This window comes from Bradyrhizobium sp. 87 (assembly GCF_023073015.1).
GTDB classification, from domain to species: Bacteria; Pseudomonadota; Alphaproteobacteria; order Rhizobiales; family Xanthobacteraceae; genus Bradyrhizobium; species Bradyrhizobium canariense_D.
The window spans coordinates 217,684-233,277 of sequence record NZ_JADPIQ010000048.1; the positions used below are offsets into that span (position 1 = coordinate 217,684).

General features: G+C 64.0%; 14 protein-coding genes. 7 read left to right on the plus strand and 7 right to left on the minus strand.

All coding sequences use genetic code 11. The annotated features are described in order from the left end of the window. The first annotated feature begins 54 nt into the window (after positions 1-54). Complete coding sequence (gene xth, locus IVB50_RS10630) at positions 55-870, plus strand: exodeoxyribonuclease III (protein ID WP_018459654.1); 816 nt, start codon at positions 55-57, stop codon at positions 868-870. A gap of 120 nt (positions 871-990) precedes the next feature. Here xth and IVB50_RS10635 read toward each other — a convergent pair whose 3' ends face one another. Beyond that, complete coding sequence (locus IVB50_RS10635; protein WP_007598631.1) at positions 991-1,434, minus strand: cyclic nucleotide-binding domain-containing protein; 444 nt, start codon at positions 1,432-1,434, stop codon at positions 991-993. 58 nt (positions 1,435-1,492) lie between these two features. Continuing rightward, positions 1,493-2,179: a response regulator transcription factor gene (locus IVB50_RS10640; RefSeq protein ID WP_007598630.1), complete on the minus strand. Its 687-nt coding sequence runs from the start codon at positions 2,177-2,179 to the stop codon at positions 1,493-1,495. 235 nt (positions 2,180-2,414) lie between these two features. On the opposite strand from IVB50_RS10640, the gene IVB50_RS10645 reads away from it, so the two are divergent. After that, positions 2,415-2,951, plus strand: coding sequence for a L,D-transpeptidase family protein (locus tag IVB50_RS10645; RefSeq protein ID WP_018459653.1), 537 nt, complete (start codon positions 2,415-2,417; stop codon positions 2,949-2,951). Positions 2,952-2,957: 6 nt separating this feature from the next. Continuing rightward, positions 2,958-3,731 carry a fumarylacetoacetate hydrolase family protein gene (locus tag IVB50_RS10650; protein WP_018459652.1) on the plus strand — a complete coding sequence of 258 codons (774 nt, stop codon included), beginning with the start codon at positions 2,958-2,960 and terminating at the stop codon, positions 3,729-3,731. Positions 3,732-3,869: 138 nt separating this feature from the next. Here the strand turns inward: IVB50_RS10650 and IVB50_RS10655 are convergent, their stop codons facing one another. Further along, entirely contained in the window at positions 3,870-4,559 is a 690-nt protein-coding gene (locus tag IVB50_RS10655) for a YggS family pyridoxal phosphate-dependent enzyme (protein WP_018459651.1), read from the minus strand. 108 nt (positions 4,560-4,667) lie between these two features. On the opposite strand from IVB50_RS10655, the gene IVB50_RS10660 reads away from it, so the two are divergent. From IVB50_RS10660 to holA, 4 genes are all read left to right on the plus strand, one after another. Further along, positions 4,668-6,365 carry a diguanylate cyclase gene (locus IVB50_RS10660; protein WP_018459650.1) on the plus strand — a complete coding sequence of 566 codons (1,698 nt, stop codon included), beginning with the start codon at positions 4,668-4,670 and terminating at the stop codon, positions 6,363-6,365. A gap of 197 nt (positions 6,366-6,562) precedes the next feature. Next, entirely contained in the window at positions 6,563-9,187 is a 2,625-nt protein-coding gene (gene leuS, locus IVB50_RS10665) for a leucine--tRNA ligase (RefSeq protein ID WP_018459649.1), read from the plus strand. Then, entirely contained in the window at positions 9,174-9,725 is a 552-nt protein-coding gene (gene lptE, locus IVB50_RS10670; protein ID WP_018459648.1) for an LPS assembly lipoprotein LptE, read from the plus strand. Before leuS ends, lptE begins: the two co-directional genes overlap by 14 nt. A gap of 47 nt (positions 9,726-9,772) precedes the next feature. Next, positions 9,773-10,801, plus strand: a complete 1,029-nt coding sequence (gene holA, locus IVB50_RS10675; RefSeq protein WP_018459647.1) for a DNA polymerase III subunit delta — start codon at positions 9,773-9,775, stop codon at positions 10,799-10,801. A gap of 154 nt (positions 10,802-10,955) precedes the next feature. On the opposite strand, the gene IVB50_RS10680 is transcribed toward holA, so the two are convergent. The 4 genes from IVB50_RS10680 to mnmG form a co-directional block, all read right to left on the minus strand. Beyond that, positions 10,956-11,840, minus strand: coding sequence for a ParB/RepB/Spo0J family partition protein (locus IVB50_RS10680; protein WP_018459646.1), 885 nt, complete (start codon positions 11,838-11,840; stop codon positions 10,956-10,958). A 76-nt stretch (positions 11,841-11,916) separates the two neighbouring features. After that, a complete protein-coding gene (locus IVB50_RS10685) occupies positions 11,917-12,771 on the minus strand; it encodes a ParA family protein (RefSeq protein ID WP_018459645.1) in 855 nt (284 codons plus the stop codon). Positions 12,772-12,801: 30 nt separating this feature from the next. Beyond that, a complete protein-coding gene (gene rsmG / locus IVB50_RS10690; RefSeq protein WP_018459644.1) occupies positions 12,802-13,575 on the minus strand; it encodes a 16S rRNA (guanine(527)-N(7))-methyltransferase RsmG in 774 nt (257 codons plus the stop codon). A 7-nt stretch (positions 13,576-13,582) separates the two neighbouring features. Continuing rightward, entirely contained in the window at positions 13,583-15,463 is a 1,881-nt protein-coding gene (gene mnmG, locus IVB50_RS10695) for a tRNA uridine-5-carboxymethylaminomethyl(34) synthesis enzyme MnmG (RefSeq protein WP_247295819.1), read from the minus strand. Between the last annotated feature and the right edge of the window lie 131 nt (positions 15,464-15,594).

A 15,594-nucleotide genomic window follows, 5' to 3' on the forward strand; every position in this document is an offset into this window, starting at 1 on the left:
TGGATGGCCGGGTCAAGCCCGGCCATGACGGATGGAGTTTGTTAGATCAATCTCATGCGTTTTTCCCTGACAACCTGGAACATCAATTCGGTGCGGCTGCGCATCGATCTGGTCGCAAAATTTCTCAAGAGCGCGCGGCCGGACGTGCTGTGTCTCCAGGAGACCAAGTGCATCGACGACGCTTTTCCGCTGAAGCGCTTCAAGCGGCTCGGCTACGAGCATGTCGCGTTGAACGGCCAGAAGGGTTATCACGGCGTCGCCATCGTCTCGAAGATTCCGTTCGAGTCGAAGGACATCCGCACCTTCTGCGACAAGGTGGATTCACGCCACATCTCGGTGTCGTTCGGTGAGAGGGCCGGGATCGCGAAACCCCTGGTGGTGCATAATTTCTACGTGCCCGCCGGCGGCGACATTCCCGATCCCGCGCTGAACGAGAAATTCGATCACAAGCTCCGCTTCCTCGACGAGATGAAGGCGTGCGAGCCGTTGCATCCGCGCGGCGAGGATCGCCACATCCTGGTCGGCGATCTCAACGTTGCCCCGCATGAGAATGACGTCTGGTCGCACAAGCAGCTTCTGAAAGTGGTGTCGCACACGCCCATCGAAACCGAGAAGCTGCAAGCCGCGCTCGCCGCCGGCGAATGGGTCGATGTCGCGCGCGATCGCATTCCGATGTCGGAAAAGGTCTACACGTGGTGGAGCTACCGCTCCGCCGATTGGACTGTCGGCGACCGCGGCCGCAGGCTCGACCACATCTGGGTCTCGCGCGCGCTGAAAGATGCGGTGAGTGATTTCAAGATTTTGCGCGATGCGCGGAGCTGGGAGCGTCCGTCGGATCATGTGCCGGTGACGGTGACGCTCGAGGTTTAATGTCGCTCTGGCGAAAGCCAGGCCCATTACACCAATCTTCGTTGTTGCGCGAGGACATCGGCAATCGCACCAAGCCAGAAACATTTGGGATGACGGGTCCTGGCCTTCGCCAGGACGACATCACGACGTCAGCTTCGCACCCGCCATCAATATATCGCTGGCGATCTGGCTGGAGCGCACCGCGAATTCGTCGCGCAGGCGGACGGCGGCGGCGGGGTCGCTTTCGAGCACACGCTGAAACAGGCTGCGCGCGACGCGGATGACGGAGGCGTGCTCGATCGCGATCGCGCTCGACGGCCGCTTCATCGGCACGATCAGCGCGAGCTCGCCGATCAACGCACCGGGACTTGCGATCATCTCCGCACCGGCGCCGTCGTCGACCCGGAAGGCGCCGCGCTGGACCACGAAGCCGGCATCGGCATCGTCGCCGAGATTGAACAAGACGTCGCCGCGGACGAAGTCACGCTGCTCGGAGCCGATCGCCAGCATGCGCAACGAAGCGTCTCCCAACAGGCGCAGTGTCGGGACACGCTCGAGAAGCGCTACATCATCGTCGATTGACATTCAGGTCCGGGGCTCAAGGGCACGCAATCTAAAACGATTCGCACGCCCCTGAAGCGTATCACGGCACCAGCTTGTAGCCACCGGCTTCCGTGACCAGGATTTCCGGGTTCGCGGCGTCCTTCTCGATCTTCTGGCGAAGCCGGTAAATGTGGGTTTCCAGCGTGTGGGTGGTGACGCCGGAATTGTAGCCCCAGACCTCCTGGAGCAGGGTCTCGCGCGAGACCGGCATCTGGCCGGCCCGGTAGAGGAAGCGGAGGATGGCGGTTTCCTTCTCCGTCAGCCGGACCTTGCGCGCATTGGCGGCGGTCAGCATCTTGGAGCCGGGCCGGAAAGAGTAGGGGCCGACCGAGAACACTGCGTCCTCGCTGGCTTCGTGCTGCCGGAGCTGGGCGCGGATGCGCGCCAGCAGTACGGCGAAGCGGAAGGGTTTTGCGACATAGTCGTTGGCGCCGGATTCCAGCCCCAAAATCGTGTCGGAATCGGTGTCATGCCCGGTGAGCATGATGATCGGAGCCTTGAACCCGCCCTTGCGTAAGGAACGGACCACTTCGCGGCCATCGGTGTCGGGCAGGCCAACATCCATCAGGACGAGATCGGGGGCATTGGCCTTCGCGGCGCTCGCGCCCTTGGCGCCGGTATCGACCGCGGAGGCTTCAAATTCTTCGTGCAGCGACAATTGCTCCACCAACGTATCGCGCAGATCGGTATCGTCATCCACGATCAGGATCTTGCGGGCATTGGCCATAGGGGGTCATCCTTTTGGGGTCCGGCGCGGCGCGCATCCATGCTGCACCCAGCCGAGAGGGAAGTTTAGGGGTCGCCGTTATTATTGTTGTTCGTCTTGAAGTAGTGGGCTGTTACCGATTCACAAGCCAGAACCACTCTAACCTAGAATAGCAGGCCGTTTTGATGAATGTCCTGTAATGAATTCGACATCGCACGTTCACATGAAAAATAAAGCTGCTTCAGCTAGTTACACCATGAACCGGAGCGCCGGGCCGCTCTCGGTGATCCGCGTTAAGCCTGCCGCCGGGAAGCCGCGCCGGGGCTGGCTGACCGCCGGAGCGCTGACGATTCCGGTGGCGCTCGGACGCGGCGGCATTCTGGCGAACAAGCGCGAGGGCGATGGCGGCACCCCGCGGGGCAGCTTCCGTCCGAGGCGATTGTGGTGGCGGGGCGACCGGCACAGCCGCCCGCAGACCTTCCTGCCGGCCCGGATCATCACCGGCGAGGACGCCTGGTGCGAGGATCCCAAGGACCGTCATTACAATCAGGGAATCCGCCTCCGCCAGGGGCAGGGCGGCGACCGGCTCAAGCGGGCCGACCATCTCTATGACTTCATCATCGAAATCGACCACAATACGAGGCCGCGGATCGCCGGCCGGGGCAGCGCGGTGTTCTTGCATCTGGCCCGCGACAATTTCGGCCCCACCGCAGGCTGCGTCTCGATGACCGAAGCGGCGATGCGACAATTGCTGCGGCGGCTTGGACCAAAAACAAAAATCATCATCGGATGAGGACACATGCTCGACAAGGATCAGATCGCCGCCGCTTCGCAGGTCCTGGTTAAACATTGGCGCGACGGCACCAAGCTTGACGCGCTGGAGCCAGAGTTGCGGCCTCAGAACCGCACCGAGGCTTACGCCGTGCAGGCTGCGCTCAGCGGGACTTTGTTCGGCTGGAAGATCGCGGCAACGAGCGAGTCCGGACAGAAGCACATCAATGTCGCGGGACCGTTGGCCGGTCGGATCATGAGCGACACCGTGATCGCCGATGGCGGCACCGCCTCGATGAAGGGCAACGCGATGCGCGTCGGCGAACCGGAGTTCGCTTTCGGCATGGGGCGCGATCTGCCGCCGCGCGCGGCGCCATATACTGTCGACGAGGTGCTCGCCGCCGTGGACAGCTTGCATCCCGCGATCGAGATTCCCGATTCGCGCTTTGCCGATTTCGCCAGCGCCGGCGAGGCGCAGCTCATCGCCGACAACGCCTGTGCGCATCTGTTCGTGCTGGGCGCAGCGACGAATGCGAACTGGCGTGCCATGGATCTCGTCGAAGAGCGGCCGCAGATCACGCTACGCGGCCAGCGCTATCTCGGCCACGGCAAGAACGTGCTCGGCGATCCCCGCATTGCCCTGGCCTGGCTGGCCAACGAGCTGCGTGGCCTCGGCATCATCTTGCGGGCAGGGGAGGTAGTGACCACGGGCACGTGCCATCCGCCGCTTCCGATCCAGGCGGGTGATCGGTTTGTCGCGGACTTTGGCGCGCTGGGGAAGGTGGCAGTGGGGTTTGAATAGGCCCCACATACACCACCGTCATTGCGAGCGCAGCGAAGCAATCCAGAATCTTTCCGCGGAGGGACTCTGGATTGCTTCGCTGTGCTCGCAATGACGAAATCGAGAGTTCGTATGGCGCTCTGCCGTCGCTAACGGCTCTCACCGGCGCCCGAAGATCGCACTGCCCACGCGCACATGGGTGGCGCCGAGCATGATCGCGGTCGCATAATCCGCGCTCATGCCCATCGAGAGCTTCTTCAATCCATTGCGCGCGGCGACCTTGGCGGTCAGCGCGAAATGCGCCGCCGGCGGCTCGTCTACCGGCGGGATGCACATCAACCCCGAGATCGTCAGCCCGTAGGTGTCGCGGCAGCTCGCGATGAAAGCATCGGCCTCGCCGGGCGCGATGCCCGCCTTCTGCGGCTCCTCACCGATATTGATCTGCACGAACAATTCCGGGTGCTTGTTCTGGGATTCGATTTCCTTGGCTAACGCCTGGCAAATGCTCGGGCGATCGACCGAATGGATGGCATCGAACAGCGCGACTGCCTCTTTCGCCTTGTTGGATTGCAGCGGGCCGATCAGATGCAGCGCGATATCGGGGTAAACAGAAGTTAACGCGGGCCACTTGCCTTTGGCCTCCTGCACGCGATTCTCCCCGAATACGCGCTGCCCGGCGCCGATGACCGGGGTAATTGCATCCGCGGCGAAAGTTTTCGACACCGCGATCAGCGTCACGGAGGCACGCTCGCGCCGCGCATCCTTGCAGGCGCGCGCGATTTCGGCTTCGACCGCGGCGAGCGCGTTTGGTGAATGGCCGGTTAGCGGCGCGGCGTTGGCTTCAGTCATGATGTCGCATCGGAGCTGGTTGTTGCGGAGCTAGTTCTAATTTTACCGAGTTCAAGAAAGAGTTTTTGAACCCCTCGCTTTACCTTAGCCGCGGGGTGGGCAGCGAAGATGTCAAACGTCAGTTTCAACCGCAAACGAGCGAAACTCAAGCAGGTTCTCGGAATCCGGGCGCGGCTTGCGTTGCTCGCGGTGATTCTGGTGACGCCTTTGATGTTCGAACGCATCCGATCGCTGGAAGACACGCGCACACGGCAGATCGCACAGGCCACAGCCGAATTCACCACCGTTGCAAGACACAGCGCCGATGCGCAGCGCGAGGTGATCTCGTCGGTCGAGACCATCCTGAAATCGGAAGCTTTCATCCGCGCCTCCGCCGGCGGCATCAGCAAGAGCTGTGACGTGCTGCGCGCGAGCCTGCCGTCGAACCTTCCCTGGATCCGCACGCTTCTGATCGCCGGCCAGGACGGGCGCATCCAGTGCGCCACCAACAACATGTATGTCGGCCTGGACCTCAGTGACCGGCCGTATTTCCAGCAGGCGCAGGAAACCGGCCGCTTCGTCCTGAGCGACTTCATCCTGTCGCGCCCGGTGCTGACACCGACCGTCATGGCGGTTTACCCGGTGTCCGCCTTCAGCGGCGTAGCGGATGCCGTCGTGCTCGCCACCGTCAACCTCGACTGGATGTCGAAGGTCATGAGCAATCTGGGGGGGCGCGCCGGCATCACGGCCGTGCTGGTCGACAGCACCGGCACCGTGCTGGCGGCACCGGCCGACCAGCATAGTGCGATCGGCCGTCCGCTCGACAACATGCCGCTGATGTCCGCGATCGCCGACAAGGCGCTGAGGTCTGACCAGGACGAAGGTTCACTCTCTTTCCTCGCTGCCGACGGCTCCCGCCGCGCGGTCAGCTATATCCGCATCGCCGGAACCAATGCCCGCCTGATCGCCAGCATCGACGAGGACAAGGTGTCCGCGGCCGTGAGCCGCGACATCCGCACCGCCTATCTCCAGCTCGGTTTCGTCGTCGTATTCGTGCTGCTCGGCGCGCTGATCGCAGCCGAGAAACTGGTGATCAAGCCGATCAGGATGCTCGCCGACATGGCCAAGCGTCTGGGCGAGGGCGATCTGTCGGCGCGTGCCGCGCGCAATCGCCTGCCGGCCGAGTTCGTGCCGCTCGCCCGCGCGTTCAACGCGATGGCCGCACAGCTCAGCCAGCGCGAACGCGAGCTGATGGCGAGCAATGACCGACTCACGGTGATGGCCTCGATCGACATGTTGTCGGGGCTTGCCAACCGCCGCGGCTTCCAGAGCCGCCTCGATTTCGAATGGATGCGCGCGCAGCAATATGGCAGCGACCTCGCGCTGTTGATGATCGACGTCGACCATTTCAAGCTGTTCAACGACACCTACGGCCATCTCGAAGGCGATTCTTGCCTGACCAGGCTCGGCGAATCGCTGTCCGGCATCGCCGCCGACACGATGGGCTTCGCGGCCCGCTACGGCGGCGAGGAATTCTGCCTGTTGCTGCCGAACACCGACGTGGCGCGCGCCGTCGAAATTGGCGAACAGGCGCGTGCGGCCGTGCTGAAGCTGGGCCTGCCGCACATCACCTCCGACCACATGATCGTCACCGTCTCGATCGGCGTTGCCGCGACCAAGCCCAACGAGAGCTTGCGTCCGGGCGATTTGATCGAAGCCGCCGACGCCGCGCTCTACGCCGCCAAGCACCGCGGTCGCAACAACGTCGTCGAGCATGGCATCACGGTGATCGACAACGGCGCGGCGGAAATGATGATGGCGGGCTGAGGGCTAACCCGCAGCCCGGACGCGATCGACCTCGCTCTCGGTGACCAGGCCCGGCGAGCCGAACAGGACTCTCCGTATTTTTGCGGAGCAGCCTTGCGGCGCCGCGCCGCCAGCGGCAACCCATTGACCCCCCGAGGACTTCTATGGCCTAGTCCGCCGTCTTTAGACGGCCAGATCCACGAAAACCCAACGATTCCATGACCTCCGAACGCTACAACGCCCGCGACGCCGAACCGCGCTGGCAAGCCGCCTGGGACCAACAGGCGATCTTCGTCTCCAAAAACGACGATCCGCGGCCGAAATACTATGTGCTTGAGATGTTCCCCTACCCGTCGGGGCGCATCCATATCGGCCATGTCCGCAATTACACGCTTGGCGACGTACTGGCCCGCTTCATGCGAGCCAAGGGTTTCAACGTGCTGCACCCGATGGGCTGGGACGCTTTCGGCCTGCCGGCCGAGAACGCCGCGATCGAGCGCAAGGTCGCACCGAAGGCCTGGACCTACGCCAACATCGCCGCGATGAAGAAGCAGCTCCGTTCGATCGGACTGTCGCTGGACTGGAGCCGCGAGATCGCGACCTGCGATCCCTCCTATTACAAGCACCAGCAGAAGATGTTTCTGGACTTCCTGCGCGAAGGCCTCGCCGAGCGCGAGAAGCGCAAGGTGAACTGGGACCCCGTCGACATGACCGTGCTCGCCAACGAGCAGGTGATCGACGGGAAGGGCTGGCGTTCGGGTGCCGTTGTCGAGCAACGGGAAATGAACCAGTGGGTCTTCAAGATCACGAAGTACTCGCAGGAGCTGCTGTCTGCACTGGATACGCTGGACCGCTGGCCCGACAAGGTGCGGCTGATGCAGCGCAACTGGATCGGCCGGTCCGAGGGCCTGCTGATCCGCTTCGCGCTCGACGCGACGACGACGCCGGCCGGCGAGAGCGAGCTGAAGATTTTTACGACACGCCCCGACACGCTGTTCGGCGCGAAGTTCATGGCGATCTCGGCCGATCATCCGTTGGCGCAGGCAGCCGCGGCTAAGAATCCGAAGCTTGCCGAGTTCATCGGCGAGATCAAGCGGATGGGCACGGCGCAGGAGATCATCGACACCGCCGAGAAGCAGGGATTCGATACCGGCATCCGCGCGGTCCACCCGTTCGATCCGAGCTGGAAGCTGCCGGTCTATGTCGCCAACTTCGTGCTGATGGAATACGGCACCGGCGCCATTTTCGGCTGTCCCGCACACGACCAGCGCGACCTCGACTTCGTCAACAAGTACGCTCTCGGCAACACGCCGGTGGTGTGCCCCGAGGGCCAGGATCCGAAATCATTCGTCATCACCGATACCGCCTATGACGGTGACGGCCGCATGATCAATTCGCGTTTCCTTGACGGCATGACCATCGATCAGGCCAAGGACGAGGTGGCGAAGCGTCTCGAGAGCGAGCTGCGCGGCAACGCGCCGGTCGGCGAGCGCCAGGTCAATTTCCGCCTGCGCGACTGGGGCATTTCGCGCCAGCGCTATTGGGGCTGCCCGATCCCCGTCATCCATTGCCCGAAATGCGACGTCGTGCCGGTGCCGGATGCCGATCTGCCCGTCGAACTGCCGGACGATGCGACCTTCGACAAGCCGGGCAACGCGCTCGATCATCATCCGACCTGGAAGCACGTCACCTGTCCGCAATGCGGCGGCAAGGCTAGCCGCGAAACTGACACCATGGACACCTTCGTCGATTCGTCCTGGTACTTTGCGCGTTTCACCGATCCCTGGAACGAGAACGCTCCGACGACGCCAGAGGTCGCCAACCGGATGCTGCCGGTCGACCAGTATATCGGCGGCGTCGAGCACGCGATCCTGCATCTGCTCTACAGCCGCTTCTTCACCCGCGCGATGAAGGCGACCGGGCACATCGCCCTGGACGAGCCGTTCGCGGGCATGTTCACGCAGGGCATGGTAGTGCACGAGACCTACCAGAAGGCCGACGGCACCTACGTCCAGCCGGTCGAGGTGAAGGTCGAGACCGGCGCCAACGGCCGCCGCGCCACGCTGCTAACGTCAGGCGAAGACATCCAGATCGGCCCGATCGAGAAGATGTCGAAGTCGAAGAAGAACACGGTCGATCCCGACGACATCATCGAGACCTATGGCGCCGACGTCGCCCGCTGGTTCATGCTGTCGGACTCCCCGCCCGAGCGCGACGTGATCTGGAGCGACGAGCGCGTCCAGGGCGCCTCGCGCTTCGTGCAGCGGCTGTGGCGGCTGGTGAACGATTCTGTGGAACCCGGCAAGGGCGCGCCGACGGCCCGGCCGGCCAGCTTCGGCCCGGACGCCACCGCCTTGCGCAAGGCTGCCCATGGCGCGCTGGACAAGGTCACCACCGGAATCGAGCGACTGCACTTCAACGTCTGCCTCGCCCATATCCGCGAATTCACCAATGCGTTTGCGGAGATCTTGCAACGTCCCGGCCAGCCGGCTCCAGATTTGGCCTGGGCGATCCGGGAGGCCAGCCAGATCCTGGTCCAGCTGTTCTCCCCGATGATGCCGCATTTGGCCGAGGAGTGTTGGCAGGTTCTGGGCCATAGCGGGCTGGTTTCCGAGGCCAATTGGCCCCAAATCGAACGCGATTTGCTGGTTGAAGACAGTGTGACCCTGGTGGTCCAGGTCAACGGTAAGAAGCGGGGCGAGGTCACAGTTGCAACAGCGGCCGAGAATCCGGAAATCGAGGCTGCCGTTTTGGCCCTCGATGCGGTAAAACTGGCCTTGGATGGCAAACCCGTCCGCAAGGTGATTATCGTCCCCAAGAGGATCGTGAATGTTGTCGGCTAGGATCCGCATCGCAGCCCGCTTGCTGGCGGTCGCCGCACTGGCGGCCATGACGGCCGGCTGCTTCCACCCGATGTATGCCGAGCACACCGACGGCACCCCCGGTCTGCGCGAGAAGCTGATGGGGGTCGATCTACCCCCGATCGCCAAAGCCAATGCCTCACGCGAGGCCCGGGTCGGCGTCGAGGTCCGCAACGCGCTGGCCTTCAAGCTCTATGGCAGCGCCACTGGCATGCCGCCAACCCACCGCCTCGAGATCCGCTTCGCAAGCAGCAAGACGTCGCTGATCGTCGATCCCAACACCGGCCTGCCCAGCAGCGAAAACTACGGCCTCGACGCCCAGTACAATCTGATCGAGGTCGTCAGCGGCAAGTCGGTGATGACAGGCACCACGTTCTCCCGCGTGTCCTACGACATGCCCGGCTCCTATCAGCGTTTCAGCCGCAACCGCGCGGTACGTGATGCCGAGGATCGTGCTGCCAACGAGATCGCCGAGAACATCACGACTCGACTCGCCTCGTTCTTCACCGCGGGCACTTAATTCATCCCGTCACCCCGGTTCGCCCGGAATGACGAGTCCCAGGCAACATGGTCGCGCTGCGCGGAAAAGAGATCGACGCCTTTCTCGCCCGCCCCGATGCGGGCCGTCCGATCATCCTGCTCTATGGTCCCGACGCCGGCCTGGTCCGCGAACGCGCGGATGCGCTGATCGCCTCGTCCGTCGACGATCCCAATGATCCCTTCTCGCTGGTCAAGGTCGATGGCGACGAGCTCTCCGCCGAGCCGTCGCGCCTCGTCGACGAGGCCATGACGGTGCCGCTGTTCGGCGGCCGCCGCGCCATCCGCGTGCGCGCCGGCTCGCGCAGCTTTGCCAGTGCTATCGACACGCTGGCGGAAATGGGCGTCAGGGATTGCCGCATCGTGATCGAGGCCGGCGAGCTGCGTCCGGAATCGCCACTGCGCAAGGCCTGCGAACGCGCCAAGACGGCCGTCGCGATCGCCTGCTATCCCGATACCGAGCGCGATCTCGCCAAGCTCATGGAAGACGAGCTCCGCATCGCCAATTTGCGCATCGCGCAAGATGCCCGCGCGGCGCTGATGTCGTTCCTCGGCGGCGATCGCCAGGCCTCCCGCAACGAGCTGCGCAAGCTCACGCTCTATGCCCATGGCAAGGGCGAGATCACGCTGGATGACGTGATGGCTGTCGTCGCCGATGCGTCGGAACTGAAACTCGATCCGATCGTCGATGGCGCCTTCGCCGGCCGGCCCGAGATCGTCGAGAACGAGTTTGCCAAAGCCATGATCGCCGGCACCTACCCCGGCGTGATCATCTCCGCGGCGCAGCGTCAGGCGGCGTGGCTGCACAAATCGGCGCTCGCAATCGCCGACGGCACGCCCGCATCCGCGGTGCTCGACAGCGGCTATCCGCGCCTGCATTTTTCGCGGAAGCCCGCGGTCGAAACCGCATTGCGCAATTTCAGCGTGGCGCGGCTCGCCGTCATCATCGAGCAGCTCGCGACCGCCGCGCTCGATACCCGCAAGCAATCCACCCTCGCCGCCGCCATCGCCCAGCGCACGCTGATGGCGATCGCCGCAAACGCGAAGCGGCGGAGCTGAGCTTCCCGCACTGTCCCCTCGTCATTGCGAGGAGCCCTTGCGACGAAGCAATCCAGAATCTCTCCGCGGAAAGATTCTGGATGGCTTCGCTGCGCTCGCAATGACGTGTGGATCGGCATGAGGTCCTGGCTTTCGCCAGGACGACACCAAGCGGCTACAGGGCGCCCTTCGCCAGCCGCCGCATCACCTCGTCGAGCTGATCGAGGTTGCGGTAGTTGATCTGGACCGAGCCGCCGGGGTCGCGGTGGCTCACCGTGACCTTGAGCCCGAGCGCGTCGCTGACGCGCTTTTCGAGGTCGACCGTGTCAGGGTCCTTTTCCTTCGCCCCCGTGCGCGCCTTCTGCGGCTTGCGCTCCGGCACGCCCTCTTCATGCGCCAACGCCTCGGCCTGGCGGACGTTGAGGCCCTCCTCGACGATGCGCTTGGCGGCAGCGAGCGGATCAGGCACGCCGATCAGCGCGCGGGCATGACCCGCGGTCAGCTCGCCGGTCGTGATCAGGGTTTGCACCTCGGCGGGAAGCTTCGTCAGCCGCATCATGTTGGCGATGTGGCTGCGGCTCTTGCCGACGACTTTGGCGATGTCGTCCTGGCTGCGTTTGAACTCGTTGGCGAGCGCGTGATACCCAAGCGCCTCTTCCATCGGGTTGAGGTCTTCGCGTTGCACGTTCTCGACGATCGCGAACTCCAGCGCATCGCTGTCGCTGATGTCGACGGGGACGATCGGCACTTCGTGCAGGCCGGCCATTTGCGAGGCGCGCCAGCGCCGTTCGCCGGCGATGATCTCGAAGCGGTCCTGCGCACCCTTCACCGGGCGCACCACGATCGGCTGGATCACGCCATGCTGCCTGATCGAATCGCTGAGCTCCCTGAGCTCGCTCTCCGAAAAGGTGCGGCGCGGGTTGCGCGGATTGGGCTTGATGAACTCGATCGGCACCTTGCGTTGCGCGCGCGGCCGATCGACATGCTGAGCCTCGCCGCCGACGTCACCGATCAGACTCGCAAGACCCCGGCCCAGTCGCGAACGCGCTTCGTCGGCCATCGCCAGCTCCCTTGGATTCACGCTGCACTCCAGAACTGAATTGTCGAAACTCGTAACTCGTAGCATCAACGCCGCTTCAATGCGTCGTCCGCAGCTCGCGCTCGCGCTGGATCACTTCGGTGGCGAGCCGCAGATAAGCTTCGCTGCCGACGCATTTGAGATCGTAGACGAGCACCGGCTTGCCGTAGGACGGCGCCTCCGAGATGCGCACGTTGCGCGGGATCATGGTCTTGTAGACCTTCTCGCCCATGAACTGCCGGACGTCGGCAACGACCTGGTTCGAGAGATTGTTGCGCGAGTCGAACATGGTCAGCACGATGCCGTGGATCGACAGGCTCGGATTGAGCGTCGAGCGCACCTGCTCCACCGTCTGCAGCAATTGCGACAGACCTTCGAGCGCGAAGAACTCGCACTGGAGCGGCACCAGGATTGCGTCGGAAGCCGCCATCGCGTTCACGGTGATCAAGTTGAGCGAGGGCGGACAGTCGATCAGCACGTAAGTGTAATCGGCGTCGGGCGAGACGTTGTTGTTGAGCGCGCTGATCGCATCGCGCAGCTTGTACGCACGACCCGGCGTGGTGCCGAGCTCGAGCTCAAGGCCGGAGAGATCCATGGTCGAGGGCGCGATATGCAGCCGCGGCACTGCCGTCGACACCACCGCTTCCCGCAGGCTCGCCTCGCCGATCAGAACGTCATAGGTCGAGCAGGAGCGGTTGCGGCGATCGATGCCGAGTCCGGTCGAGGCATTGCCCTGCGGATCGAGATCGACGATCAGGACGCGCTCGCCGATCGCAGCGAGCGCCGTGCCGAGATTGATCGCCGTGGTTGTTTTTCCCACGCCGCCCTTCTGATTCGCCAGCGCCAGGATGCGCGGATGGCCCTGCGGGACGGCGGCGGTCTGTTCTTGCTGCGGTTCGTCAATCACGCTCATCGCAAATTCCCCCACTCGGCCCCTGACGCCTCACCCGCGCCGTTCGACGGAAGCCAGCTCGACGATCCAACCGTCGCCTGTACGGCTGTGGTGGAGCTGCGGCTGAATATTCCAATATTTAGTGGCTTCGGTCAATTCAGACTCTACATCTTGACCCTTGAGAAACAACGCCTTTGCGCCCCGGCGCATCAGCGGCTCCGCAAAGCCGATGAGTTGATGTAGCGGAGCCAGCGCACGCGCGGTGACGCAATCGACCGGGCCGGTGATTCTATCCACATTATCCCCGATCTCAGCGAGATGTACGACTCCCGGAGATGTCGTGACGCGCACGGCTTCGCGCAGGAAGGCCGCCTTCTTGGCGATTCGCTCGACCAGATGGACGCTCGCCCCGGCCGTCCCGGCCATGGCGCAGGCCAGGACGATCCCGGGAAAGCCGCCACCGCTGCCGAGGTCGGCCCAACGTTTGGCCGATGGGGCGAGAGCGACGAGCTGAAGAGAGTCGGCGATGTGCCGGGTCCAGAGGTACGGCAATGTCGAGGGCGCGACGAGGTTGGTCTTGGCCTGCCACTCCCGCAGCAGTGCGATGTAGCGATCGAGCCGGGCTTCCGTTTCATGTGAAACAGGCGCGAGGTTGAGCGCCGCAACCTTGTCGGCTGCAATGACGACGTCCCACGATCGATCGTTGGCGCTGGCCTTGTCGATCTTTGGCCGGGCAGGCGCCGGTTCGGAGCGAACACCGGCACCCTCACCCGCCGAGGGTTTTCCTGAAGACGATCTGCCGCCGCCCGGCCCGCGCTGTTTCACGTGAAACCTATGCGATTACTTTGGAAGTCTTCCGCGCTTCGCGGCGGAGATAGGCCGCAAGAATGCCGAGCGCGGCAGGCGTCATGCCGTCGATTCGGCCGGCCTGGCCAACGGTGAACGGCCGCGCGTTCTCCAGCTTGGCCCGCACCTCATTGGAGAGACCGGGGACCTGCTGGTAATCGACGTCCGACAACACCATCCCCTCGTCCCGCCTGAAGGCTTCGACGTCCGCGCTCTGGCGCTCCAGATAGACATCGTACTTCGCGTCGATCTCGAGATGGGTGGCAATGACGGGATCAATGCCGGACAGCTCGGGCCAGATCGCACGGACCTGGCTCCAGCCAATATCGGGATAGGCCATCAGTTCGAAAGCCGAGCGCCGCTGGCCGTCCCGGTTCAGGGACAGACCATGCTTGATCGCTTCGTTCGGAGTGATCGTCAGCGACTTCGAGAGCGCTCGTGCCGCATTCAGGGCGTCCATCTTGGCGCGATGATGCACCGTCCGGGCGCTGCCAACGCAGCCCAGAGCGACGCCCTTCTCGGTCAAACGCTGATCGGCATTGTCGGCACGCAGTGTCAGGCGGTACTCGGCCCTGGAGGTGAACATCCGATAGGGTTCGCTGATGCCGCGGGTGACGAGGTCGTCGACCATGACGCCAAGATAGCCATCAGCTCGGTCGAACACTGTCAGCGCGGCGCCGCTCGCAGCCAATGCCGCGTTCAGCCCGGCCACGATGCCCTGGCCGGCAGCTTCCTCGTACCCCGTGGTGCCATTGATCTGGCCGGCCAGGAACAGACCGCGCAGGCGCTTGGTCTGGAGGGTCGGATCGAGCTCACGCGGATCGATGTGGTCGTATTCGATGGCATAGCCCGGCCGGACCATCTTCACCCGCTCCAGGCCGGGAATGGTTGCGAGAATGGCGAGCTGAACGTCCTCCGGCAGCGAGGTCGAGATGCCGTTGGGATAGACAGTGCTGTCGTCGAGCCCTTCCGGCTCCAGGAAGATCTGGTGACCGTCGCGATCGCCGAAGCGAACGATCTTGTCCTCGATCGAGGGGCAATAGCGCGGTCCGGAGCTCTTGATCTGGCCGGAGTACATCGGAGAGCGATGAACATTGGCCCGGATCACCTCATGGGTGGCGGAATTGGTTCGGGTGATTCCGCACTGGATCTGCGGCGTCGTGATCCGCTCGGTCACCATCGAAAACGGCTCCGGAGGCTCGTCCCCCGGCTGCATCTCGACCGCCGACCAGTCGATCGTCGTGCCATCCAGACGCGGCGGAGTGCCCGTCTTGAGCCGTCCAAGGGTGAATCCGGCGCGCTCGAACGAGGTCGAAAGGCCCATCGCAGGCGCCTCGCCGACCCTGCCGGCGGGCCAATTCTTCTCTCCGAGATGGATCAGACCGCGAAGGAAGGTGCCGGTGGTGACGACGACAGCCCCTGCCCGAAGCTCGCGGCCATCTGCCAGGCGCAGGCCGATCACCCGTCCCTCGACCACGATCAGCTCGTCCGCTTCGCCTTCGACCACGGAAAGACCCTCGGTCTCCCGGATCGCCGCCTGCATCGCGGCCGCATAGAGCTTCCGGTCGGCCTGCGCGCGCGGACCACGGACCGCTGGGCCCTTACGGCGATTGAGAACGCGAAACTGAATACCGCCGGCGTCGCCGACCCGGCCCATCAGACCATCGAGCGCGTCGACCTCGCGAACCAGATGGCCCTTGCCGAGACCGCCAATGGCGGGATTGCAGGACATCGCGCCGACCGTAGAGAAGCGGTGCGTCACCAGAGCGGTCGCCGCGCCCATCCGGGCAGAGGCAGAAGCGGCCTCACAGCCGGCATGGCCGCCGCCAATCACAATGACGTCGAAGCTCTCTCGCTCTATGCGCATGGACGGACTTCTAGCTCAGAGGCGGGGAAGCCGGAAGCGGAAACTGGAAAGGCCGTTGTTTCACGTGAAACGGTGCAAGCGGAGCCCAGATGTTTTTCGCGAAAACAACCCCAGGCACAGTAGAACCGCCC